General features: G+C 74.4%; 20 protein-coding genes. 17 read left to right on the top strand and 3 right to left on the bottom strand.

The window, feature by feature from the left end:
• Positions 1-86 precede the first annotated feature (86 nt).
• Entirely contained in the window at positions 87-2,696 is a 2,610-nt protein-coding gene (locus HPC71_RS05125; protein WP_154613960.1) for a beta strand repeat-containing protein, read from the bottom strand.
• A gap of 236 nt (positions 2,697-2,932) precedes the next feature.
• Here HPC71_RS05125 and HPC71_RS05120 point away from each other — a divergent pair, with 236 nt between their 5' ends.
• Positions 2,933-4,564, top strand: coding sequence for a hypothetical protein (locus HPC71_RS05120; RefSeq protein WP_154613959.1), 1,632 nt, complete (start codon positions 2,933-2,935; stop codon positions 4,562-4,564).
• Between the two features lie 33 nt (positions 4,565-4,597).
• Here HPC71_RS05120 and HPC71_RS05115 read toward each other — a convergent pair whose 3' ends face one another.
• The gene (locus HPC71_RS05115; protein ID WP_154613958.1) at positions 4,598-5,398 is read right to left on the bottom strand and encodes a thioesterase family protein; all 801 of its coding nucleotides are present in this window, start codon (positions 5,396-5,398) and stop codon (positions 4,598-4,600) included.
• 133 nt (positions 5,399-5,531) lie between these two features.
• Between HPC71_RS05115 and HPC71_RS05110 the strand changes: the two genes are divergently transcribed.
• The 16 genes from HPC71_RS05110 to HPC71_RS05035 all read left to right on the top strand — a co-directional run bounded on the left by HPC71_RS05110 (position 5,532) and on the right by HPC71_RS05035 (position 22,233).
• Positions 5,532-6,593: an acetamidase/formamidase family protein gene (locus HPC71_RS05110; protein WP_171896225.1), complete on the top strand. Its 1,062-nt coding sequence runs from the start codon at positions 5,532-5,534 to the stop codon at positions 6,591-6,593.
• Positions 6,590-8,158: an AtzH-like domain-containing protein gene (locus HPC71_RS05105; protein WP_154613957.1), complete on the top strand. Its 1,569-nt coding sequence runs from the start codon at positions 6,590-6,592 to the stop codon at positions 8,156-8,158. The genes HPC71_RS05110 and HPC71_RS05105 overlap by 4 nt, the downstream gene beginning before the upstream one ends.
• A gap of 76 nt (positions 8,159-8,234) precedes the next feature.
• Positions 8,235-8,738: a 2-oxo-4-hydroxy-4-carboxy-5-ureidoimidazoline decarboxylase gene (uraD, locus tag HPC71_RS05100; protein ID WP_171896223.1), complete on the top strand. Its 504-nt coding sequence runs from the start codon at positions 8,235-8,237 to the stop codon at positions 8,736-8,738.
• Positions 8,735-9,034 (top strand): hydroxyisourate hydrolase, encoded by a 300-nt coding sequence (locus HPC71_RS05095; protein WP_154613956.1) that lies wholly within the window; start codon positions 8,735-8,737, stop codon positions 9,032-9,034. Before uraD ends, HPC71_RS05095 begins: the two co-directional genes overlap by 4 nt.
• A 3-nt stretch (positions 9,035-9,037) precedes the next feature.
• Complete coding sequence (pucL, locus tag HPC71_RS05090; RefSeq protein WP_171896222.1) at positions 9,038-9,961, top strand: factor-independent urate hydroxylase; 924 nt, start codon at positions 9,038-9,040, stop codon at positions 9,959-9,961.
• The gene (allB, locus tag HPC71_RS05085; protein ID WP_171896220.1) at positions 9,958-11,319 is read left to right on the top strand and encodes an allantoinase AllB; all 1,362 of its coding nucleotides are present in this window, start codon (positions 9,958-9,960) and stop codon (positions 11,317-11,319) included. The genes pucL and allB overlap by 4 nt, the downstream gene beginning before the upstream one ends.
• Complete coding sequence (locus HPC71_RS05080) at positions 11,316-12,527, top strand: pyridoxal-phosphate-dependent aminotransferase family protein (protein ID WP_154613955.1); 1,212 nt, start codon at positions 11,316-11,318, stop codon at positions 12,525-12,527. Before allB ends, HPC71_RS05080 begins: the two co-directional genes overlap by 4 nt.
• Positions 12,524-13,804: an allantoate amidohydrolase gene (locus HPC71_RS05075; protein WP_154613954.1), complete on the top strand. Its 1,281-nt coding sequence runs from the start codon at positions 12,524-12,526 to the stop codon at positions 13,802-13,804. The genes HPC71_RS05080 and HPC71_RS05075 overlap by 4 nt, the downstream gene beginning before the upstream one ends.
• Positions 13,801-14,610 carry a MurR/RpiR family transcriptional regulator gene (locus HPC71_RS05070; protein ID WP_154613953.1) on the top strand — a complete coding sequence of 270 codons (810 nt, stop codon included), beginning with the start codon at positions 13,801-13,803 and terminating at the stop codon, positions 14,608-14,610. Before HPC71_RS05075 ends, HPC71_RS05070 begins: the two co-directional genes overlap by 4 nt.
• On the top strand, positions 14,610-15,377 hold the full coding sequence (locus HPC71_RS05065; protein ID WP_154613952.1) for an FAD binding domain-containing protein: 768 nt from the start codon (positions 14,610-14,612) through the stop codon (positions 15,375-15,377). Before HPC71_RS05070 ends, HPC71_RS05065 begins: the two co-directional genes overlap by 1 nt.
• Positions 15,374-18,040 carry a molybdopterin-dependent oxidoreductase gene (locus HPC71_RS05060; protein ID WP_154613951.1) on the top strand — a complete coding sequence of 889 codons (2,667 nt, stop codon included), beginning with the start codon at positions 15,374-15,376 and terminating at the stop codon, positions 18,038-18,040. The genes HPC71_RS05065 and HPC71_RS05060 overlap by 4 nt, the downstream gene beginning before the upstream one ends.
• Positions 18,037-18,504 (top strand): nucleoside deaminase, encoded by a 468-nt coding sequence (locus HPC71_RS05055; protein WP_171896219.1) that lies wholly within the window; start codon positions 18,037-18,039, stop codon positions 18,502-18,504. Before HPC71_RS05060 ends, HPC71_RS05055 begins: the two co-directional genes overlap by 4 nt.
• A 192-nt stretch (positions 18,505-18,696) precedes the next feature.
• The gene (locus tag HPC71_RS05050) at positions 18,697-19,761 is read left to right on the top strand and encodes an ABC transporter substrate-binding protein (protein WP_154613949.1); all 1,065 of its coding nucleotides are present in this window, start codon (positions 18,697-18,699) and stop codon (positions 19,759-19,761) included.
• A 29-nt stretch (positions 19,762-19,790) separates the two neighbouring features.
• Positions 19,791-20,609, top strand: coding sequence for an ABC transporter ATP-binding protein (locus HPC71_RS05045; protein WP_154613948.1), 819 nt, complete (start codon positions 19,791-19,793; stop codon positions 20,607-20,609).
• Positions 20,609-21,394 (top strand): ABC transporter permease, encoded by a 786-nt coding sequence (locus HPC71_RS05040; RefSeq protein ID WP_154613947.1) that lies wholly within the window; start codon positions 20,609-20,611, stop codon positions 21,392-21,394. Before HPC71_RS05045 ends, HPC71_RS05040 begins: the two co-directional genes overlap by 1 nt.
• Complete coding sequence (locus tag HPC71_RS05035; protein WP_216656553.1) at positions 21,391-22,233, top strand: ABC transporter permease; 843 nt, start codon at positions 21,391-21,393, stop codon at positions 22,231-22,233. The genes HPC71_RS05040 and HPC71_RS05035 overlap by 4 nt, the downstream gene beginning before the upstream one ends.
• Before the next feature lie 359 nt (positions 22,234-22,592).
• Here HPC71_RS05035 and HPC71_RS05030 read toward each other — a convergent pair whose 3' ends face one another.
• Positions 22,593-23,858 (bottom strand): HNH endonuclease signature motif containing protein, encoded by a 1,266-nt coding sequence (locus HPC71_RS05030; RefSeq protein ID WP_154613946.1) that lies wholly within the window; start codon positions 23,856-23,858, stop codon positions 22,593-22,595.
• Positions 23,859-24,162 lie beyond the last annotated feature (304 nt).

Genomic DNA, 24,162 nt, shown 5'->3' with positions numbered 1-24,162 from the left:
TGCGGGAGCTAGGCCCCCGGTGGGAGCTCCCCCCCGGGCCCGAAGGCCCGGGGGGTCACCCGTGAAGTGATCCGAAGATCAGAGCGTCACTTGACCCAGATGTTCTTGGTCGTGTCCGCGAAGTTGACAATGGTCTTGCCGACGATCGCGTAGTAGCGCGTGGACTTGTTGCCGTTCAGGTCGGCGCGCTTGAACTTCGCAACGCCGTCCTCGCCGAGGACCTTCTGCTTGACCCGCTTGGCAACGCCGTCCTTCACGCGGAACAGGCGGACGTTGGCGTCAGCACCGGCCCGACGAGCGGTGACGGTGATGACGTCGTACTTGCCCTGGCTGACGCCGTCGATGCCGGCGTTGATCTTGATCCGCACGGGGTCGTCGCCCGGAGTGGTGTCGCCCGGCAGAACGGTCGTCGTGGCCTCGGCCTCGTCGGACGAGACCGGCAGGCCCTGAGCTCCGCCAGCGGGGCTGCCCGAGTTCTCCTGGTTCGCAGCCGCGCCGAACTGACCGTAGCTCGGGTACCCCTGGACGCGGATCGTGATCGCGCCGACAGCGTTGTCGTCAGTGCGGACGTTCAGGTTGAGCTGACCCTGAGCGTTCGTCACGGCGTCGCTGTCCTGCAGTTCGCCCGGGCCGGACACCTGGACGTTCAGCGCGTTCGCCGGCACACCAGCGACACCGTTGCCGAAGGCGTCGGTGACGACAGCGGTGAAGGTGATCTGCTGGGTCTTGGCCGGAACCTCGCCCGGACCGCTCACGGAGACGTTGCGGGCAGCTGCAGCGGAGCTGGAGCCGACCGTGAACTGCGCAGTCTTCGTGCGGCCACCCGAGGTGACGGTGACGGTGGTCAGGCCCGACTTCGTGCCAGCGACCCGAATCGAGTTGAGGGCACTGGCCGGCAGCACGATCGACTCAGAAGCAGAACCCTGCGGCAGGAGCACCTCGCCCTCGCGGAGCAGAACGCCTCCATTGTCGACAGTCACCGTCGCCGGCGCACCCGCGTCGCCGCCGAGGACGCCCAGCGCGAGCACCTCGTCACCGATGGGGTTGGTGCCGTTATTGCCAGTGCTCACGACGCCGTCGGTCAGCGGGACGATGACGGTGTCGGCCGGGTTGTACGCCACGCCGTTCGCCGAGACGCTGTCCAGGCTCAGCGTGAAGTCCTGCCCAAGGCCCTCCGCCGTGTAGCGGATGGTCGCGGAGCTGTTGATGGACGGGTCGGTCTCCGGAACAAACGCGTCCGTGTAGGCACGGAAGGTGACCATGTCCTGCGTGTTGGCGACCGGGGTCGTACGAGCGTCCGTGAAGGTGAAGGTGGCCTTGCCGTTCGCGTCGGTCACCTTGCGGGCGGTCGGCTGGGCGTCGTTGTTCGCACCAGCACGCTGCGCGCTGATCGCCGCGCCGGCGATCGGCAGGTTGAACTGGTCACGGGCCGTGACGGTGATGTCGACCGAGCCACCAGCCTTCGCGACGTAGGTCTGCGCCTCCGGCGCCGACGAGGTCAGGCGAGCACGGGCGAAGGTCAGGGTTGTGTCGATGCCCGAACCCTGGACGCGGATCGAGTCGCCAACCTGGATGGTGCCCGCGTCGGGCGTGATGGTGAGCGAGCCGACGCCGTTCTGGTCGAGCACGGTGCTGACCGTGCCGGCCGGACGACCACCGAAGGTGATCCCCGTGCCGGTCAGGTTCAGGAGAACCGTCGCGCCCTTGCGAGCGTCAGCAACCGGCGCCGAGGAGCGGATGTCGATGCGGACAGCCGTCTGGTCGACGCGGACATCAACCGCTGCGGGGGTGGAGACGGCGTCGCCGCGGTCGCCGAATCCGGCGTAGCTGTCAGCCTCGGTGACGACGTCGAACTCGGCGGCAGCGATTCCGGTTGCGGCGGTGACCACGTCAAGCGTCGCGGTGCTCTCGGCCGAACCGGGGCCGTCCAGGTTGATCAGGAACTGACCCGAAGCGGCGCTCGCCAGGAACGTAGCCGTGCCGGTGCGAGCCTCCTCGCTGGTGATCGTGCTGTCCACGACGGGCGCGGCACCGGCGACCGGACGGTAGAACGTCACGCCACCCGGGGTCGAGGTGAGCTCGATGGTCTCGGCGGTGAGCAGCTGGGTCGCGCGGCCCGCGGCGTCACGGACGGTCACGGAATAGGGGCTGCTGGGCGTGCCGGCGGGAGCGGTCTGGCTGCCCGGGGTCACCTCGAGGGAGGTGGGAACGCCGCCGGTCTGGATCGAGACCTGCGAGCGAGCCTCGCCGCCGTCGACCGCGTTGTCGGTGTCCTCGTCCTCGAAGACAGTGAAAGCCGCGGTGCCGCCGACGGGGGTCGTCGCAGTGATGCGAAGAGTGATCTCGTCGAGGCCGTCGTTCGGGTTGCTGTCGCCGGTCGCGCCGTTGAGGACGGTCGTCCGGGTGCCCACGATCGCGAGGGTCTGGTTGCCGTTGTTCTGAGACTGGTTCGCAACGCCCGAGAGGTCGTTCGCGATCAGCTTGAGGTCGGCCGCGACCACACCGGAGGTGCGGAGGACGACGACTGCGCCCTCGGTGGCGGCGGTGGCGCCATTACGGGCCGGACCAGCCGAGGCGACCTGGATAACGTCGCCGGGGGCGGCCGAAGCCGGGGAGGCGAGGGCCGGGATACCGGCCACCGCGAGAGCGGAGATCGCGGAAACCGCGAGACCCCGCTTGATGCCGCTGCTGTTCATGCGTGTGTTTCCTTCCGGAATGATTAAAGGTGGCGAGCTGAGCTCGCCGGCAGGAGCACACCGATGAGGGCCCCTGTGGCGCAGGACACGGATTCCTGCGACATCCCGAACATTAGGTACTGGTCTCAGTTCGCCGGAACTTGTTGCAGGTCTTCTTTACTTCTGCAATAAATGGTCCCCGACGACGTGAGCCGGGTCATGGAGTCATGCCCATGAAGCCTGCCCGGAAGGGACCCATGACCAGCACCGGCGAGAGCTCCGGCGCAGCCCGTCGACGGGGCCGCCCCCAGAAGCTCCCCGTCGACAAGACGCCCATCACCGAGCTCGGCGTCGGCGTCGACCAGCGGGTGGCCTGGCTGCTCAGCACCAACCGGCTGCTCGCGCCGGACCCGGAGCTGGCGCGGCGCGAGGCGTTCCTGAAGGTGCTCAAGGAGCAGGGCGTCCAGGTCGACAACACCCGCGTCTCGCGGTGGGAGTCGGGCCTGCAGGCCGTGCCGGGGCGGGTCGTGGCGACGTACGAACGCGTCCTCGGACGGCCCGAGGGCTCGCTGGTCTCGATCGCGGCCGGCCTGCGCCGCTCCTTCGGCACCGGCGCCGCCCCGCGAGAGCCCTCGCTGAGCGAGGCGGACCTCACGACCGGGTCGTTCGAGGGGATGCTCGACGCGGCCGAGCGGGGCGACGCCGGCGGCGCGATGTGGCTGCGGCTGGCCGAGGACCTGCACCGCTTCGACCACGTCTTCCTGCGCAAGGAGGAGTGGACCCGGCTGTGCGGCCGGCTCGTCGACGAGCTCGGGGTCGCGGTCGGCCCGGCCTACGTACGCCGCTACGAGGCCGCCGCGACGATGCTGCGCCACCGCGCGGCCCAGCGCCCGATGCTCCGCGCGGTCGGCAGCTTCGTGGTCCACCCCGACACCCAGGTCGTCGCGCCGGTGCTCAACCTGCTGACCGAGCTGCCCGACGCGCCGGCCGGCGAGCTCGTGCTGCGGCTGCTGGCCAGCGACGACGGCAACCAGCGCCGCGCCGCCGCGTCGGTGGCGGCGTACAAGATCGCGCGCGGGCACCTCCAGCCCGACGCCCTCCCCCAGCTCGAGAGCGCCGTGCTCGGTGCGCTGCGCCGGCAGGACCCGCTCGACGGGCGGCTGGACTTCTTCGACCTCGCCGTCCACCTGCCCGAGCCGTCGTGGGAGCAGATCAGCGGCGGGCTGCGCACGCGACGGGCGTTCGGGATGGTGACCCAGGCGCGGGTGACCTCCGAGCTGGTCCCGCACGCGCAGACCGTGGCGATCGTCGCCGAGCTCGCGGCCACCGCGCAGGCGCAGACGCCGACCCAGCACTCCCGCGAGCCGGACCCGATGCTGCGCCGGCTGTTGCGCGAGGCGCTGCTGCACGTGCACAAGGCGCGGCGCCACCACGCGGCGCTGGTGATCGCCGCCAGCCCGTACGCGCCCGCGGTCGCCGAGCAGTGCCTGCGGCTGACCGGCCACCCGAACGACCTGCTCGCGGCCCGGGCCTGGACGGTGCTGATGCGCGTCGGGCACGGCGGCCGCGAGGACAAGGTGATCCGCCGCGCCCGCACCGAGGAGCGGCCGACCATCCGCACCCGGGCGCTGCTCAACGTCGGCATGGCCCGCGGCGGCCTCGCCAACGAGGACGCCGTGGCGCTGGCCGACGCCGTGGTCACCCAGCAGCGACCCGCCGAGCGGCAGGCGACCCTCTTCGCCCTCGGCATGCAGGGCGCGACCGAGCTGAAGACGCTCGCCGAGCACGAGAACGCCGACCTGCGCCGTGCGGCCGCGTGGTGGCGCGAGCGGGGACCGGCCATCCACGACGCCGACGTGCCCGACGTGCCCGACGTGGTCAGGTCCTAGGCGGGCCGCCGCGGGCGGGCGAGCGCGGAGCGGTCAGCGGGGCTGGCGGGCGAGCTGGCGGGACTGGGCGACGAGCCGGCCGGCGGAGTCCCAGACCTCGCAGTCCTCCTCGAACATCCCGCCCGCCACGTTGCGGGTGGCGTGCCGGACCTTGAGCCACCCCGGCGCCGGGACGGCGCGGACGTGGGCGGTCAGCTCGAGGGTCGGCGCCCAGCCGGGCATGCCGAGGTCGAAGGTGACCGGCGGGAGCGCGTCGACGGCCAGCAGCAGCGAGACGGGGTCCGGCTCGCGCCCGTCGGCGAGCTTGAACCAGGCCGAGATCACCCCGGTGCGGCCCGGCTCCCCGACCGCCCACCCGACGTGGTCGGGGTGGAAGCGCATGTCGAAGCGCTGCATCAGGGGCGCCACGCGGCGTACCTCCTCCGGCGCCATCGAGGAGGGCACGCACTCCTCGACCGGCGGGAGGTGCGGCTCCTCGGCGGTCGTGCGGACGTCGTCGCCCAGCCGGCCGAGGTCGCCGTACGTCGCCAGCGCGGTGATCCGGGTGGCGTCGCCCTGCCGCAGGTCGGCGGCGACGGTGGCCATCGATCCCCCGTCGCGGCGCACGTCGAGGGCCACCTCGGCGGGGCCGGCGACCGAGGCGGAGAGGTAGTAGGCGCTGACCGAGAGCGGGTGCGGCTTGGCCGGCAGGTGCTCGCTGATCGCGCGGCCGATGATCGCCAGCAGGTAGCCGCCGTTGATGCCGCCCCCGACGTGCCATCCGTCGGACAGCTCGGCGGCGTAGGTGCTGGCGCCGGTCGCGGTGACGGCGGTCTGCGCGTCGTACTCGTGCATCCCTGGACCGTACCGATCCCGGCCGCCGCGCCGACGCGGGGCCCGGGCGTGGCGCCGGGCGGGGACCCAGGACGAGGTCACCGGAGCGCCGGCCGAGACACGCCTGAAACAACCGTTCCCTAGCGTCCGGGCCGTGATCCTGCAGCCCGGAGCCGGACCGATCCGGTCCACGACCTACCTGCCGTCCTCCCCCGACACCGTGCTGTGGGGGCGGCTGCCGTGCGCGGCCGACGAGCCGGTGCTCAGCGTGGCGCCGGGCACGGAGGTCACCTTCGACACCGTCAGCCACGAGGGGATCCTGGAGGACCAGGGCCGTGACCCCGCGCGGTTCTTCGGCGAGCACGGGGTGGCCGAGGTGCTGGCGGACGCGGTCGCGATCGCCGCGAGCGACCTGCCCCGGACGTTCGGGGTGGACGGCCCGCACGTGGTGAGCCGGCCGGTGCTGGTCGAGGGCGCGGAGCCGGGCGACCTGCTGGCGATGCGGGTGGTCGAGACGCTGCCGCGGGTGCCCTACGGCGTGATCTCGAACCGGCACGGCCGCGGCGCGCTCGCCGGGGAGTACCCCCTCGACGGCGCCGCCGTCTTCTCCGCCTTCGCCACGGTGAGCGAGGACGGCACGCACGGCCGGCTGCCACTGCGCCCGGGCGGGGAGCCCGCGGTGTCGTTCCCGCTCGCGCCGTTCCTCGGGATCATGGGCGTCGCGGTGGCCGGGGACCGGCGCCCGCACTCGGTGCCGCCCGGGCCGCACGGCGGCAACCTCGACATCAACCTGCTCACCGTCGGGTCGACGCTCTACCTGCCGGTGCAGGTCGCGGGCGGGCTGGCCTACGTCGGCGACCCGCACTTCGCCCAGGGCGAGGGCGAGGTCTCGCTGACGGCGCTGGAGGCCTCGCTGCGGGCGACGGTGCGGCTGGACGTGGTGCCCCGCGAGGAGGCGGTACGCTGCTTCGGCGAGCTGGCGGGGCCGCTGGCCGAGACCGCCGAGCACCTGGTGCCGACCGGTCTGGACGAGGACCTCGACGAGGCGGTGCGGGACTGCGTGCGTGCCGCGATCGCGCTCCTGGCCGCGGCGTACGGCATGGACCGGTCGCTGGCCTACGCCTACCTCAGCGCCGCCACGGACTTCCGGATCTCGCAGGTCGTCGACGTGGTGACCGGCGTGCACGCCCGCATCCGCAAGAGTGACTTCTCATGACCTCCTCCCCCGCGACGACCAGCGGCGCGTCGAAGCCCGTGCCCGCCGGCCTGGTCGAGGCGTTCTGGGCCTACGAGCGCGCGCTGATGACCGACGACCTCGACGCGCTCGACCGGCTCTTCGCGCCCGGCCCGACCACCCTGCGCGGCGACGCGGCCGGCCTGCTGGTCGGGCACGACGCGATCAGTGCCTTCCGCGGCCGGCGGGGCGGCGCGCCGCGGCGGCGGATCGTGCAGACCCACGTGCAGACGATCGACGAGGACCACGCGCTCGTCGTGGCGATCACCGAGCTCGAGCGCGGCGGGCGCGGGCAGCAGACCCAGCTCTGGGCGCGGGGCGCCGACGGCTGGCAGGTGACGGCGGCCCACGTCGCGGTCCCGCCGCCGGCCCTCGACACCCGCGTGTGGCGGGTCGTCGGCGACCCGCTCGTGCCCGGCGCGGGCCGCGGTCCGCTGGCCGGGGAGACGGTGGCGGTCAAGGACGTGTACGCCGTCGCCGGGCACCGCACCGGCGCCGGCAACCCCGCCTGGCTCGACGCCGCGCCGACCGCCCGCGACCACGCCGCCGTCCTCGGGCAGCTGCTCGCCGCCGGCGCGGACGTGCGCGGGATCGCGCGGACCGACGAGCTCGCCTGGTCGCTGGCCGGCACCAATGCCCACACCGGCGCGCCGCCCAACCCGCGGGCGCCCTACCGCGTCCCCGGCGGGTCCACCTCCGGCCCCGCGTCGGCCGTCTCGCTGGGCCACGCCACCATCGGGCTCGGGACCGACACCGGCGGCTCGATCCGGGTCCCGGCGGCATACCAGGGCCTCTTCGGGATCCGCACCACCCACGGCGCCGTCGCGGTCGACGGGCTGCTGCCGCTCGCGCCGTCCTTCGACACCGTCGGCTGGCTGACCCGGTCCGCGGCGCTGCTCGCCGCCGTCGGCGACGTGCTGCTCCCCCCGGCCGCCGGCCCCACCCCTGGCACCGACCAGGTCGTCGTCGTGCCCGCGCTGCTCGACCTGGCCTCGCCCGAGGTGGCCGCGGCCGTCCGCGGGCTCGCCCCGGCGGACGCGAGCGAGGAGCGCTGGCCGCTCGAGGACCTGCCGGCGTGGCTCGACGCGTTCCGGACCGTGCAGGCGTGGGAGGCCTGGCAGTCGTGGGGCGCCTGGCTCGAGGACCGGCTGCACGTCCTCGGCGCGGACGTCCGCGGCCGGTTCGAGCACGCCCGGACCCTGACCGAGGCGCAGGCGAGCGCCGCGCGGGCCGTCGCCGACGAGGCGCGGGCGACCGTGCGGACGCTGGTCGGCGGGCGGGTGCTGCTGCTGCCGTCGGCCTCCTCGGTCGCCCCGCGGCTGGGCGAGGACATGGAGCCGGTGCGCGCCTCGACGATGCTGCTGACCTGCGTGGCCGGGCTGGGCGGACTGCCCGCGGTCTCGGTGCCGGTGACGACCGCGCCGGCGACCGGCGGGCTGCCCGCCGGCGGGTGCCTGGTCGCCGCGCCCGGCCGCGACCGGGACCTGCTGCGGCTGGCGGTGGACCTGACCGGCGACGGAACCGAAACGCGACCGCCGCGACCGTAACGCCGCTGAAACGACGGTTTCGATCCGTCGACACGCGGGCTTCCTAGCGTCAGCCGCTCCACGGGAGGAGCGCGGCGTGCGGATCGAGCAGTTCAACACGATGGGCGAGGCCGAGGCGGCCGACGCCGTCCGGCCCTGCGCGGCCATCGCCTCGTGGGTGGACGCGGTCGTCGCGGACCGCCCCTACGCCGACGTCGACGCGCTGGTCGCCCACGCCGACGCACTGGCCGCGACGTGGACCGGCGCCGAGGTCGAGCAGGCCCTCGCCGACCACCCGCGGATCGGCGAGCGGCACGCGGGCGACGGCGCCAGCGCGGCGATGTCGCGCCGCGAGCAGTCCGGGGTCGCCGGCGACGGCGGGGCCGACGCCGACCTCGCCCGGCGGATCGCGGCCGGCAACGCGGCGTACGAGCAGCGCTTCGGCCGGGTCTTCCTCGTCCGCGCCGCCGGGCGCAGCGCGGCGGAGATCCTCGAACAGCTCGAGCAGCGCCTGGCCCACGACCCGACCATCGAGCTCGAGGTCACGCGTGGCCAGCTCGCCGAGATCGCCGCCCTGCGGCTGAGGGGGCTCTTCGGATGACGACCCTGTCCACCCACGTGCTCGACGCCGCGCAGGGCACGCCCCGCGCGGACCTCGAGGTCGTGCTCACCCGCGGCGCCGACGGCGCCGAGCTGGAGCGGGTGCGGACCGACGCCGACGGCCGGGCGCGCTTCGCCGGCGACCTCGACGGCGGCCACCACGCCCTGACCTTCGCCACCGCGACGGCGTTCCACCCGGTGGTGCGGGTCGACGTCACCGTGGACGCGACCGAGGCGCACCACCACGTGGCGCTGCTGCTGAGCCCCTTCGCCTACACGACCTACAAGGGGAGCTGAGCCGTGGCAGCGGGCGACGTCGTCCTCGGCGAGAACCAGTACGGCAAGGCGGAGTGCCGCCTGGTCCGGATCGACCGCGAGACGCCGGGCGCGCCCGGCGGGCGGCACCGGATCACCGACCTCACGGTCACCGGCCAGCTGCGCGGCGACTTCGCGGCCTGCCACACCGACGGCGACAACAGCCAGGTCGTGGCCACCGACACCCAGAAGAACACCCTCTACGCCTTCGCCCGCGACGGCGTGGGCGCGCCGGAGGAGCTGCTGCTGCGGCTCGCGGAGCACTTCACCACCGGCTTCCCGTGGGTCAGCGGCGGCCGGTGGGAGGCCCGGCAGCACGCCTGGGAGCGGCTCGAGGTCGACGGCGCGCCGCACGACCACTCCTTCGTCCGCGGCGGCCGCGAGACCCGCACCGCGCTGGTCCAGCGCGACGGCGACGACGTCTTCGTGCTCGCCGGCCTGCGCGACCTCACCGTCCTGAAGTCGACCGGGTCGGAGTTCGGCGGCTTCCCCCGCGACCGCTACACGACCCTGCCCGAGACCGACGACCGGATCCTCGCCACCGACGTGACCGCCTGGTGGCGCTACGCCGAGCTGCCGAGCGGTCCCGGCGGGTTCGACGCGACGTACGCCGCCGTGCGGGACCTGCTGCTCGCCACCTTCGCCGACCTGCACTCCCTCGCGCTGCAGCAGACGATCTTCGCGATGGGCAAGGCCGTCCTCGAGGCGTTCCCGGGCATCGCCGAGGTGCGGCTGTCGTGCCCGAACAACCACCACTTCCTCGTCGACCTCGAGCCGTTCGGGCTGGATAACCCCGGCGAGGTGTTCGTCGCTTCCGACCGGCCCTACGGGCTGATCCAGGCGACGGTGCAGCGCGAGGGCGAGGCCCGTGAGCCGCGCGCGTGGGCGACCGTGGCGGGGTTCGCGTGAGCGCCGCCGTCGGAACCGGCTCCTCCGCGTGGGCCGCCGTCCGCGGCCGGCAGGTGCTGGTCGACGGCGCGCTGCGGCCGGCCACGGTGACCATCGCCGAGGGGCGGGTGAGCGGCGTCGAGGCGGTCGACCACCCGGTCGCCGGGCCGGTGCTCGACGTGCCCGACGCGGCGTACGTCCTGCCGGGCGTGGTGGACACCCACGTGCACGTCAACGAGCCGGGGCGCACGCACTGGGAGGGCTTCGCGACGGCCACCCGCGCCGCCCACGCCGGCGGCGTCACGACCCTCGTCGACATGCCGCTCAACTCGGTCCCGCCGACCACGACGGTCGCCGGGCTGCGGGCCAAGCAGGAGGCCGCCGCGGGCCGGCTCGCCGTCGACGTCGCGTTCTGGGGCGGAGCCGTGCCGGGCAACCTCGCGGACCTCGAGCCGCTGCACGAGGCGGGCGTGCTGGGCTTCAAGTGCTTCCTGTCGCCCTCGGGCGTGGAGGAGTTCCCGCCGCTTGACCCCGCCGGCTTCGAGGAGGCGCTGGCCGAGGTGGCGCGGCTGGACGCCCTGATGGTCGTCCACGCCGAGGACCCCGCCGTCCTCGACGCGGCGCCGCACCCGCCGAGCCGGGCCTACGCCGACTTCCTGCTCTCCCGGCCCGACGAGGCCGAGACCACCGCGGTACGCCGCGTGCTCGACGGCGCGCGGGCGACCGGCGCGCGTGTGCACGTCCTGCACCTCTCCAGCGCCCGGGCCGTCGACCTGCTCGCCGACGCCCGCGCCGAGGGGCTCCCGGTCACCGTCGAGACCTGCCCGCACTACCTGTGCCTGGAGGCGGACGCGATCCCGGACGCGGCCCCGGAGTTCAAGTGCTGCCCGCCGATCCGCGACCGCGCCAACCGCGAACGGCTGTGGGAGGCACTGCTCGCCGGGGTGGTCGACGTCGTCGTCTCCGACCACTCCCCCACGACCGCGGAGGAGAAGGCGCGCGGCGGCGGCGACCTCCAGCAGGCCTGGGGCGGCGTGGCCGGCCTCCAGGTCGGGTTCACCGCCGTCGCCGCCGAGGCGGCCGCCCGCGGGATCGGCGTCGAGCGGGTCGCGCAGTGGATGGCGACCGGCACCGCCGACCTCGTCGGCCTGCCGGACAAGGGCCGGATCGCGCCCGGCGCCGACGCCGACCTGGTCGTCCACGACCCCACCGCGACCACCGAGGTCCGCGCCGCGGACCTGGCCCACCGCAACCCGGTCAGCGCCTACGACGGGCTGACCCTCGCCGGGCGGGTCACGCACACGCTCGTGCGGGGCAGCTCGGTCGTCGACCACGCCCGCGGCCGGATGCTGGGCCGGATGTTGGGGCGGACCGCATGAGCGGCCAGGTCCACCCGCCGGCGCGGCTGCTGATGGGGCCCGGACCGATCAACGCCGACCCGCGGGTGCTGCGCGCGATGTCCGCCCAGCTGGTGGGGCAGTACGACCCCGCGATGACGGCGTACATGACCGAGACCATGGCGCTCTACCGCGAGGTCTTCGCGACGGCCAACGAGCAGACGTTCCTGGTCGACGGCACCTCCCGCGCCGGCATCGAGGCCGCGCTCGTCAGCCTGCTCGAGCCGGGCGACCGAGTGCTGGTGCCGGTCTTCGGCCGCTTCGGCCACCTCCTGGTCGAGATCGCCGAGCGGTGCGGCGCGCAGGTGCACACCATCGAGGTGCCGTGGGGCGAGGTGTTCGCGCCCGAGCAGGTCGAGGCCGCGGTCGCGGCGGTGCGGCCGAAGCTCGTCGCGGTGGTCCAGGGCGACACCTCCACCACGATGTGCCAGCCGCTCGCCGACCTCGGGGAGGTCTGCCGCCGCCACGACGCGCTGCTCTACTGCGACGCGACCGCGAGCCTCGGCGGCAACGCCTTCGCGACCGACGCCTGGGGCCTCGACGTCGTGACCGCCGGGCTGCAGAAGTGCCTCGGCGGCCCCTCGGGCAGCGCCCCGATCACCATCTCCGAGCGCGCCGTCGACGTCATCGAGGCCCGCAAGCACGTCGAGGCCGGCATCCGCGAGCCCGGCGACACCGCCCGCGGGACCCGGATCGCCAGCAACTACCTCGACCTCGCGCAGGTGATGGACTACTGGGGCCCGCGCCGGCTCAACCACCACACCGAGGCCACGACCATGCTCTACGGCGCCCGGGAGTGCGCGCGCCTGCTCGTCGAGGAGGGCCTGGACGCGGCGGTGGCCCGTCACGCGCTGCACGGGCGGGCGATGCTCGAGGGCGTCCGCGGCCTGGGGCTGGGCGTCTTCGGCGACGTCGCCCAGAAGATGCACAACGTCGTCGCGGTCGAGATCCCCGACGGCGTCGACGGCGCCGCGACCCGCGCGGCGCTGCTGGCGGACTTCGGCATCGAGATCGGCACCTCCTTCGGCCCGCTCCACGGGCGGGTCTGGCGGATCGGCACGATGGGCTACAACGCCCGCCGCGACGCCGTGCTCACCACCCTCGCCGCGCTGGAGCAGGTGCTCCGCGCGGCCGGGGCGTCGGTCACCGCCGGCGGCGGCGTCGGCGCGGCCCGCGAGGTCTACGCATGACCATCGACACCGACCCCGGAGCCGGCACCGACGCCGACGCGGCGACCGCGCTGGCCCGCTGCGCCGCGCTGGCCGCGCTGAGCAGCCGGCCGGACGCGATCGAGCGGGTGCACCTGACCCCCGAGCACGCGCGGGCCAACGCGCTGGTCGGCACCTGGATGGAGCAGGCCGGGCTGCGCGCCTGGCAGGACGCCGCCGGCAACCAGTGCGGCCGGCGCGAGGGCGTCGCCCCCGGCCTGCCGGCGCTGCTGCTCGGCTCCCACCTCGACACCGTCCCCGACGCCGGGAGGTACGACGGCCCGCTCGGCGTCGTCATGGCGCTCGCGGTGGCCGAGCGGCTGCGTGGTCGCGACCTGCCGTTCGCGCTCGAGGTCGTCGGGTTCGGCGACGAGGAGGGCGCCCGGTTCGGCGCCGCGCTGCTCGGCAGCCGCGCGCTCGCCGGCACCTGGGACGAGGCCTGGTGGGGGCTGACCGACCGCGACGGCACCACGCTGCGCGAGGCGTTCGTCGACTTCGGGCTCGACCCGGCCCGGGTCGGCGAGGCCGCGCGCCGGCCCGAGGAGCTGGTCGGCTACCTCGAGGCGCACATCGAGCAGGGGCCGCACCTGGAGGCCGCCGACGCCTCGCTGGGCTACGTCACGACGATCGCCGGCGCCCGGCGGTTCGTGCTGAGCGTCCACGGCGAGGCGAGGCACGCCGGCGGGACGCCGTACTCCCGGCGGCGCGACGCGCTGGTCGGCGCCAGCGAGGTCGTCACCGCCGTGGAGCGGCTGGCGCGGGCCACCGGCGACCACGGCTGCATCGCGACCGTGGGCCGGATCGAGGTCGCCCCCGGCGCGGTCAACGTGGTGCCCGGCCGGGCGGACCTCACCCTCGACCTGCGCGCGGCCACCGACGCCGAGCGCGACGCGATGTGGGAGACGATGCGCGCGGAGGCAGCCGCCCTGTGCGCGGCCCGCGGGCTCGGCCTCGAGGTCGTCGAGACCCACAGCGCCCCCGCCGTCCCGTGCGCGCCGTGGCTCCAGCAGGCCGTGGTGGCCGGCATCGCGACGACCGGGGACGCCGAGCCCCGCGGGCTGTGGAGCCGCGCCGGGCACGACGCGATGGCCGTCGCCGCGGTCGCCGACGTCGCGATGCTCTTCCTGCGCTGCTCCGACGGCATCAGCCACCACCCCGACGAGGACGTCCGCGAGGTCGACGTGGCCCGCGGCATCGACGCGCTGGAGGCGGCCGTGCTCGCGGTGGCGGCCGTCGTCGCGGGGCGGGGCGCGGCATGAGGATCGACGAGCGGATCGCCCGCCACCACGGGTCGCTCTCGCCGCAGGAGCGCAAGGCCGCGGCGACGCTGCTCGAGCACCTCGACGACCTCGCGACGTACCGCGCCGCGGAGCTCGCCGCCCTCGCCGGGGTCTCCAAGGCCACGATGAGCCGGCTCTTCCGCAGCCTCGGCTTCGCCGACTTCGACGAGGTGCGCGAGCACCTGCGGGCGCTGCGCAGCGCCGGGGAGCCGCGCCGCGTCGACGGCAGCCCCGACCTCGCCGTCCACGCGGCGGCCGAGGGCGACGCCATCGCCCGCGCCGTGCACCAGCCCGCCCTGCGGGAGGCCGCGCGGGTCCTCGGCTCGGCCCGCCGCCTGCTCGTCGTCGGCTGGCGCAACAGCCACCCCGTGGCGCTGCACCTGCGCCAGCAGCTGGTCCAGGCCCGCCCCGCGGTGGCGCTCGCCCCGCTCCCCGGGCAGGTCATGGGCGAGGAGCTCGCTGACCTCGGCCCCGGCGACGGCGTGGTCGTGCTCGGGTTCCGCCGCCGCCCGCGCGGGTTCGCGGAGCTCCTCGACGCCGCCCGCGCGACCGGCGCGGCCGTCGTCCTCGTCGCCGACCCCACCGCGCTCCCGCTGGCCGAGCGGGTCGACGTGTGGGTCGAGTGCCCCGTGCAGAGCGGGCTGGCCTTCGACAGCTACGCCGCCGCGATGAGCGTCGTCAGCGTGCTCGCCGACGCGGTGCTCTCCGCCCGCGGGCGGCCCGCGCGCGACCGGGTCGGCGCGATCAGCCGCACCTATGACCTGCTCGGCGAGGTGGAGGGCTGATGGACCTGCCCGGCGTCACCTCCTTCCGCCGCCCGACCGGCCGCGCGGACCTGCGCCTCGCCCCCGGCGAGACCCTGCTCGCCGGCGGCACCTGGCTCTTCTCCGAGCCGCAGCCCGGCACCACCGGCCTGGTCGACCTCACCACCCTCGGGTGGCCGGCCGTGGAGCTGCTCGGCGACGGCACCCTGCGCATCGGCGCCACCTGCACGATCGCCGAGCTGGTCGCCTCGCCGCTCCTGGGACCGCTCGGGCCGCTGGCCCGCTCCGCGGCCGACGCGTTCCTGCTGTCCTTCAAGGTCCAGCACGCGGCGACCGTCGGCGGCAACATCGCGCTCGCGCTGCCGGCCGGCGCGATGACCTCGCTGACCGCGGGGCTCGACGGCATCGCCCTGGTGTGGACCCCCGACGGCGGCGAGCGGCGCGAGCCCGTGGCCGAGCTCGTCCGCGGGGTCGCCACCACCTCGCTCGCGCCCGGGGAGGTCATCCGCGCCGTCGACGTACCGCCCTCGGCGCTCGCGGCCCGCGCCGCCTTCCGCCGGATGTCGCTGGCCCCGCACGGCCGCTCCTCGGCGGTCGTCGTCGGGGTGGGCGACCGCGTCACCGTCACCGCCGCCACCACCCGGCCCGTCGTGCTCGACGCGGACCGGCTCGAGGAAGGACTCGCCGCCGTGGACTGCTGGTACGACGACCCGCACGGCGCGCCCGACTGGCGCGCCGCCGTCACCGCCACCCTCGCCCGCGAGGTCGTCCGGGAGCTGCGCGCATGATCGTCGACGGCCGGCCGGTCACCGGCGAGCCGCGCCCGGGCCAGTGCCTGCGCACCTGGCTGCGCGAGCAGGGCGCCACCGCGGTCAAGAAGGGCTGCGACGCCGGCGACTGCGGCGCCTGCTCGGTGCTCGTCGACGGCCGGGCGGTGCACTCGTGCGTGCACCCCGCGGTCCGCGCGGTCGGCCGGGAGGTCACGACCGCCGCCGGGCTGGGCACCCCCGAGTCGCCCTCGCCGGTGCAGCAGCGCTTCCTCGACGCCCAGGGCTTCCAGTGCGGCTTCTGCACCGCGGGGTACGTCGTCACCGCCACCGCCCTCGCCGAGGAGGACGGCACCGTGCCGGACGACGGGCTGGCCGAGGTGTTCAAGGGCAACCTGTGTCGCTGCACCGGCTATCGCTCGATCCGCGACGCGCTGGCCGGCCGGACCAACGTCGCCCCGGGCGCCGGCTTCGGGTGCTCGGCCCCCGCCCCCGCCGCGCGGCGCGTGGTCACCGGCCGCGAGGAGTACACCCTCGACCTGCCGCTCGACGGCGTGCTCCACGTCCGGCTGCTGGCCAGCCCGCACGCCTCGGCGCGGATCACCCGCATCGACACCACCCGCGCCGAGGCGCTGCCGGGCGTGCGGCTGGTGCTCACCCACCGCGACGCCCCCGACGTGCTCTACTCCAGCGGCCGGCACGCCAGCCGGCTCGACGACCCCGACGACACCCGCCTGCTCGACGACGTCGTCCGCTTCCGTGGCCAGCGCGTCGCCGCCGTGGTCGCCGACTCGGTCGCCGTGGCCGAGCAGGCGCTCGCCCTCGTCGAGGTGACCTACGACGTCCGGCCGGCCGTCCACGACCCCGAGGACGCCCGGCGACCCGGCGCGCCGCTGGTCCACGGGGAGAAGTCGGCGACCCGCTCGCGGGTCGCCGACCCCGCCCGCAACGTGGTCGCCCAGAGCCACGGCGAGGTCGGCGACGTGGCGGCCGGCCTGGCCGCGGCCGTGCACCGCGTCTCCGGCACCTGGTGCACCAGCCGGGTCAACCACGCGGCGCTGGAGACCCACGGCGCCCGCGCGTGGCTCGACGACGACGGCCGGCTGGTGGTCCGCAGCAGCACCCAGGTGCCGTTCCTGGTCCGCGACGAGCTGGCCCACGTGCTGGGGCTCGAGCCGGACCGGGTCCGGGTCGTCACCGGCCGCATCGGCGGCGGGTTCGGCGGCAAGCAGGAGATGCTCGTGGAGGACGTCGTCGCGCTGGCGGTGCTCCGGCTCGCCGAGGCCGGCGTGCGGCAGCCGGTGCAGCTGGAGCTGACCCGCGAGGAGCAGTTCACGATGGTGCCCGGGCGCCACCCGATGCGCGTCGAGGTCGAGCTCGGCGCCGACGCCGACGGGGTCCTGACCGCGATGCGGCTCGACGTGCTCAGCGACACCGGCGCCTACGGCAACCACGCCCCCGGGGTGCTCTTCCACGGCTGCCACGAGTCGATCGCGCTCTACCGGTGCGCCAACAAGCGCCTCGACGCCGAGGCGGTCTACACCCACAACGTCCCCTCGGGCGCCTTCCGCGGCTACGGGCTGGGCCAGGTGATCTTCGCGATCGAGTCCGCCCTCGACGAGCTGGCCCGCGAGGCCGGCCTCTCCCCCGCCGAGGTCCGCCGCCGCAACGTGGTGCGCCCCGGCGACGACTTCGTGGTCAACGGGCCGGCCGACACCGACCTGGTCTTCGGCAGCTACGGGCTCGACCAGTGCCTCGACCTGGCCGAGGAGGCGCTCGCCCGCGACGCCGGAGAGCCCGCCCCCGACGGCTGGCTGGTCGGTGAGGGCCTCGCGGCCGCGATGATCGCGACCATCCCGCCGCGCGGCCACCACGCCGACGCGAGCGTCGCCTGCGAGGCCGACGGCTCGGTGACGATCGGGGTCGGCACGGCCGAGTTCGGCAACGGCACCGCCACCGTGCACGTCCAGCTCGTCGCCGAGGAGCTCGGCGTCGACCCCGCCCGGGTCCGGCTGCACGCCGGCGACACCGACGCGGCGTCGTACGACACGGGGGCCTATGGCTCGACCGGCTCGGTCGTCGCCGGCAGCGCGGTGCTGGCCGCGGCCCGCGACCTGCGGCGCCGCCTCGCGGAGGGTGAGCGCCCGGACGCCGACGGGCGGGTCGTCGGACGCGGGGAGCACCACGGCACCCCGCGCTCGGTCGCCTTCAACGTGCACGCCGTGCGGGTCGCGATCGACCCCGCGACCGGCGAGCTGCGGGTCCTGCGATCGGTGCAGGCCGTCGACGCCGGCGTCGTGATCAACCCCGAGCAGCTGCGCGGGCAGGTCGAGGGCGGCGTCGCCCAGGGCCTCGGCAGCGCGCTGCTCGAGGAGGTCCGCGTGGAGGCCGGCGAGGTCACCACCCGCACCTTCCGCAACTACCGCGTCCCGCAGATGGGCGACCTGCCGACGACCGAGGTGCTGTACGCCGACACCCACGACGCCCTCGGCCCGCACGGGGCGAAGTCGATGAGCGAGGCGCCGTACAACCCCGTCGCGCCGGCGCTCGCCAACGCCGTCCGCGACGCCCTCGGCGTCCGCCCCCACGAGCTGCCGATGAGCCGCGACCGGCTCTGGCGGCTGGCCCGCAACGCCCGTTGCAGCGCCGCCGACCACCCCCGGAACCCCCAGGAGGAACCGTGACCGACCAGACCTGGCTCGACCGGGCCGTCCGCCTCGCCGTCGAGAACGTCGCGACCGGCGGCGGGCCGTTCGGGGCCGTCGTGGTCCGCGACGGCGTCGTCGTCGCGGAGGGCACCAACCGGGTCACCCCCGACCTCGACCCGACCGCCCACGCCGAGGTCGTCGCCGTCCGCCGCGCGTGCGCGGAGCTGGGCACCTTCACCCTCGCCGGCTGCGCGCTCTACACCTCCTGCGAGCCGTGCCCGCTCTGCCTCGCGGCCTCGCTGTGGGCGCGCCTGGACCGGGTCGTGTACGCCGCGGACCGTGACGACGCCGCGGGCGCCGGCTTCGACGACCGCGCGTTCTACGACCTCGTCGCCGCCGACCGGGCGACCTGGCCGATGCCGGTCACCGCCGAGCCGCTGGCGCAGCGGCTCGCGCCCTTCGACGCCTGGCTGACCAAGGCCGACCGCACCGCCTACTGAGTCACCTGCTGGGCCGTCTCCTGACCCGCCGGTCGCGGCCGCGGCCACCCCTGAAACGAACGTCTTAACCGTTCCGAAACCTCGGGCGTCGAGGGGCGAAATCCGGCGTCCCTACGTTCCTGGTCGACCCGATTGCCGTGCCGGGACGGCAACCACCAGCACCCTCGCACCAGCAGATAACGGAGCACCTCCATGACCTCTCGCTCGCGTACCACCCGTGCCGGAGCCCTCCTGGCCGCCGCCCTCCTCTCCCTCACCGCCTGCGGCGAGGACGCCGACGCCGAGCCCGCCGCCGGCGGGGGCGAGGGCGGGAGCGACTTCGGCGCCATCACCCTCCAGCTGTCCTGGATCAAGAACGCCGAGTTCGCCGGGGAGTTCTTCGCCGACACCGCCGGCCACTACGAGGACGCCGGCTTCACCTCGGTGACGATGGACCCCGGCCCGGGCGCGATCGAGACCCTCGTCGCCACCGAGGACGCCGACTTCGGGCTCAGCAACGCCGTCTCCACCGCCCAGGTGATCGCCGAGGAGGACGCGCCGCTGAAGATCGTCGGCACCAAGTTCCAGAAGAACCCCTTCACGATCCTCTCGCTCGCCGACGGCGGCGACATCGCGACGCCGGAGGACCTGGTCGGCAAGAAGATCGGCGTCCAGGCCGGCGGCAACGAGACCCTCTTCGACGCCCTGCTCGAGGTCAACGGGATCGACCCCTCCGACGTCGAGAAGGTCCCGGTCGAGTACGACCCCGCCCCGCTCATCGACGGCGAGGTCGACGGCTTCCTGGCCTACATCACCAACGAGTCGATCACCGTGCAGGCCCAGGGCATGGAGGTCACCAACCTGCCCTTCGCCGACAACGGCCTGCCGTTCGTCGCGGAGTCGGTCATCACCACCGAGCGGATGATCGAGGAGGAGCCGGAGAAGGTGAAGGCCTTCCTCGAGGCCGAGATCCGCGGCTGGCAGGACGCCCTGGCCGACCCCGACGAGAGCGCCCGGCTGGCGGTCGAGGAGTACGGCAAGGACCTCAAGCTCGACATGGCCAAGGAGCTCGAGCAGGCCGAGGTGCAGACCGGCCTCATCGTGACCCCCGACGTCGAGGCCAACGGGTTGTTCACGATCACCGACGAGCTGATCGAGCAGAACCTCGCCACCCTCGCCGCCGCCGGCATCGAGATCGAGGCCGAGGACCTCTTCGACCTCTCGCTGCTCACCGAGCTGCTCGAGGAGAAGCCCGAGCTCACCGAGCTCCCCTCCTGAAAGCGGCCCCGTCACCTGAGAGGCACCACATGTCCGACGTCAGCGTGACGTCGACGCCCACCGGTGCCGGTGGAGCCACGGTCTCCACCGGCACCGGTGTCCGCATCGACCACCTCACCAAGACCTTCCGGGTCGGCCGCCGCTCGGTGACCGCCCTGGAGGACGCCACCCTGTGGACCGACAAGGGCAGCTTCTTGTCCCTCCTCGGCCCCTCCGGCTGCGGGAAGTCCACGATCCTGCGGATCCTCGCCGGCCTCGAGCAGCCCACCTCCGGCTCGGCCCTGGTCGAGGGGCGCACCCCGCTGGAGCTGCGCCGCGACCACGAGCTCGGCATCGCCTTCCAGGACTCCGCGCTCCTGCCGTGGCGCTCGGTCGTCTCCAACATCCGGCTGCCCTTCCAGGTGTCGGGGCAGGAGCCCGACGAGGCGCTGGTCGCCGAGCTGATCCGGCTCGTCGGGCTCGAGGGCTTCGAGAAGGCCAAGCCGGCGCAGCTCTCCGGTGGCATGCGGCAGCGGGTCTCGATCGCCCGCTCGCTGGTGGTCAAGCCGTCGGTGCTGCTGCTCGACGAGCCCTTCGGCGCCCTGGACGACATGACCCGGCAGCGGCTGAACGTCGAGCTGCTGCGCATCTGGACCGAGAAGCCGGCGACCACCCTGATGGTCACGCACGGCATCTCCGAGGCGATCTTCCTCTCCGACAAGGTCGCGGTGATGAGCGCGCGGCCGGGCCGGGTCAAGGAGGTCATCGACGTCGACCTGCCCCGCCCCCGCACCCCGGACCTGATGCGCACCCCGGAGTTCCACGCCCTGCACGACCACGCGTCCGAGCTGCTGTTCGGGGAGGAGTGATGGGGCTCCCCGGATCACTGCGCTCCCTCGGCACCGGCGCCCTCGGGATCGGCGCCCTCGTGGCGCTGTGGTGGGTCGCCGCGCTCACCGTGCTGTCCGGCGTACGCATCCCCACGCCGGACGGCGTCGTCGCCACCGCCGTCGAGACCGGCTGGTCCTTCTACTCCCTGCACTTCGGGATGACGCTGCGGGAGGCGGGGGTCGGGTTCGCGTACGGCACCCTCGCCGGTCTCGTCGTCGCCTCGCTCGTGCTGCTGCTGCCGGTCGCGGAGCCGGTGCTCATGCAGGTCGCGGTGATCAGCTACTGCGTGCCGCTCGTCGCGATCGCGCCGGTGCTCTTCATCGTCATCGGCAACCCCGACGAGGGGCAGCGGTCCGGGACCGCGACCGCGCTCGCGGCGATGTCGGTCTTCTTCACCACCGTCGTCGGCACCGTGCTCGGGCTGCGGTCGGCCGACCGCACCAGCCTCGACGTGGTCGCGGTGTACGGCGGCGGGCGGCTGCGCCGGCTCGTCACCGTGCAGCTCGTCGCCGCGCTCCCCTCGGTGCTGGCCGCGCTGCGGATCGGCGCGCCGGCGGCGTTCCTCGGCGCGATCCTCGGCGAGTACGTCGGCGGCGTGCAGCGCGGCGTCGCCCTGATCCTCAAGATCGCCCAGCAGAACGTCGACGTCGAGCAGGCCTGGGCCGTCGGCATCGGCTGCGCCCTCGTGGCCGGCGGCTGCTACGCGCTCATCGGGCTGATCGGCCGGCTGGTCACCCCGTGGTCGCAGGGGGTCGCGTCGTGAGCGCGCTCCTGCCCGGCGACCTCGGCGCCGCGACCGGACGGACCGGCTCGTTCCTCCGGTCCGTGATGCGGCAGGTCGCGACCATGGCCTTCGTCCTCGTGGTGGTCGTCCTGCTGTGGATCGCCGCGCTGCGGGTCTGGGACGTCTCCCCGTACGTCGGGAAGACCCCGGCCGAGGTCTGGACGAGCCTGTTCGGCGAGGACGACTCCGCGGAGCTGCGCTCGGAGATCTGGACGCTCCTCGGGCAGACCCTCACCGACGCCGGGATCGGCTTCGCCGCCGGGATGCTCACCGCGATCCTGCTCGCGGTCGTCGTCGTCCGCTACCGGATGCTCGAGGGCGCGGTCATGCCGGTCGCGCTCGTGCTGCAGACCGTCCCGCTCATCGCGCTCGCGCCGATCCTCATCCTCATGGTCGGTCGCGGCTACGCCATCGTCGCGATCATGAGCGCGATCGTCGTGCTCTTCCCCGCGCTGGTGAACATCGTCGTCGGCCTCCGGTCGGTCACCCCGCAGATGCGCGACCTCGTCCTCGTCTACGGCGGGTCCCCCACGACCGTGCTGCTCCGGGTCGGCTTCCCCTCCGCGCTCCCGGCACTCTTCGCCTCGGTCCGCATCGCCGTGCCCGGCTCCCTCACCGGCGCACTCCTCGCGGAGTGGCTCGCCACCGGCAAGGGCATCGGGTACGCCGTCGTCTCCGCCGCCAACCGCTCCCAGAACGCCCGCGTCTGGGCCCTCGTCGTCGTCGTCACCCTCACCGCCCTGCTCCTCTACCTCCTCGCCCAACTCGTCGAGACCGCAGTCCTCAGCCGCTTCGGCCGCACCGCCACCTCCGCCTGACCCTCTCGTCGAGGCAGCGGTCACCCGCTGGTCGAGCAGCGAGCCCCGGCAGCCGCCCGCTGGTCGAACAGCGAGCCCTGGCAGCCGCCCGCTGGTCGAGCAGCGAGCCCCGGCAGCCGCCCGCTGGTCGAGCAGCGAGCCCTGGCGAGCGTGTCGAGGCCCGGTGAGGTGCGCAGGGCCTCGGGGTGGTCGTCCGGCTGCCGGGTGGTGCGTTGTAGAAGGACTTTGAGAAAGACGTGGTTGCGCGCCGCTGGGGTCGAGGCACCTGGGCGCGGCTGCTTGTCGGCGCGCGGTTGGCGGGGGTCGACCGCTGTGGTTGCGGTGGTCGAAGCCTGCAACCTCGGTGGATCTGGCTCGGTCTATGTCCGCCGATGGAAGGCAACCCGCCCGTTCGGTAGGTGGGTGGTCTCGAAGGCGGGGTCGTGGATGCGGGCGTGGTGCCGGGGGCAGAGATTGCGGGCGTTGGCCAGGTCGGTCGTGCCGCCCTGTGACCAGGGCTGGTCGTGGTGGGCGTGGCACAGGTGGGCCGGCCAGTCGCAACCCTCGGCGGTGCAGGTCGGCTGGGTCAGGTTCAGCCCCCGCCGCTGAGCCCCGGAGAACAGCCGCGTCTTCCGGCCGAGGTCCAGCAGCTCTGACTTCGAGCCCAGCACCGCGGGGATCAGCCCCGCTTCGCAGGCCAGCCGACGGGCAGTCGCGGCGGAGATGACGCCGCCGTCGTCCAGCACACCGGGCGCGAGCCCACCGACGAGTGACTCAAGGTCCATCGTGACCACGACGGTCGCGTTGAGGCCGCCGAGCTTCGGGAGCTGGTCGGCGGGGAGGCGTTCGAGGAGCTCGCAGAACGCATCGCCCATCCGCTCCGGCGAGGGCCGCCGCTCGACCTGCTCCGCCTCGGGGTCTTCGGAGCGGCTGGCGGCCTGGTGCTTGGGTGCGGCGTACGCGAGGAGGGTCTTGTGGAGCATCGCGGCGTGCAGCTCGGGGATGGAGAACTTCCCACGGACGCTGCCTCTGCCGTCGGGGCACATCGTCAGCCACGCGTTCGCGCGGGCTTCACGTTCCTCGCGTTCGAGGGCGGCTGCGTCGCGGGCCTCCCCGATCTCGGGCGCGACCACGGTGAGGACGTGCTTGGCCAGCACCGCCAGCGTCTTCGGATCGAGGTGCTGAGCCTCCGCGAGGAGGTGCTGCTCGGCGCGAGCCGGGACGGTCGGGTCCTCCAGGTCGTCCGGCAGCCGGTCGACACACGAGGTGATGACGCGGGCGTGGTCGACCGAGATCGCGCCCTCGACCAGCGCGGCCGAGGTGGGCGCATGCCGGTCGAGGGACTCGGCCAGCCTCGCCCGCCCCTTGGCGACTCGGCGCTCCTGGCGGGTGTGGTGGGCCCACCAGGAGGCGGTGTCGGTCGCGCCGGCTCGTTCGCCGGCGTGGCGCCGGTCGGCCTCGGCGACCAGCCGCAGCTCGAGCGCCTCGGCCTGAGCACGCAGCCGCGAGGCCTCGACAAGGGTGGCCTCGACGTCCTCGTCCGACATCGACCACAGGTCCGCTGTGGCGGCTGCGCGGATCTTCTTCCGGGACTTCGCGACAGCCCGGCACACGGTGTGTGCGTGGTGTCGGGAGTCCTTGGCCATGGGTCTACTCAAGCACCCGCCACCGACAGTCAAAGCACTGTTTCCCCAGGTCAGACCGCAAATTGAGACGCGACTTCCGTCAGTTTCAGGAGCCGTCCCGGCGGCCCCGAAACCTGGGCCCGGAGGTCGCCCCGCAGGGTGGTCGGCGGTTGTTTCATCAAGGTATGAAGCCGAAGCACCACTCCCCCGTGCGAGCTCACCCTGGGAAGTGACGGTTGACCTGCATACCTTGATGAACCGACCGCCCCAGTCACGGCCGGCCGGCCCACGGCCCACCCCACCCCGACGCGCAGCCGCAGCGAAG

Origin of the sequence: Nocardioides marmotae, assembly GCF_013177455.1 — a bacterium.
GTDB lineage: Bacteria > Actinomycetota > Actinomycetes > Propionibacteriales > Nocardioidaceae > Nocardioides > Nocardioides marmotae.
Note: the sequence above shows the minus strand (reverse complement) of the source record. Positions and strands in the feature narration are given on the sequence as shown.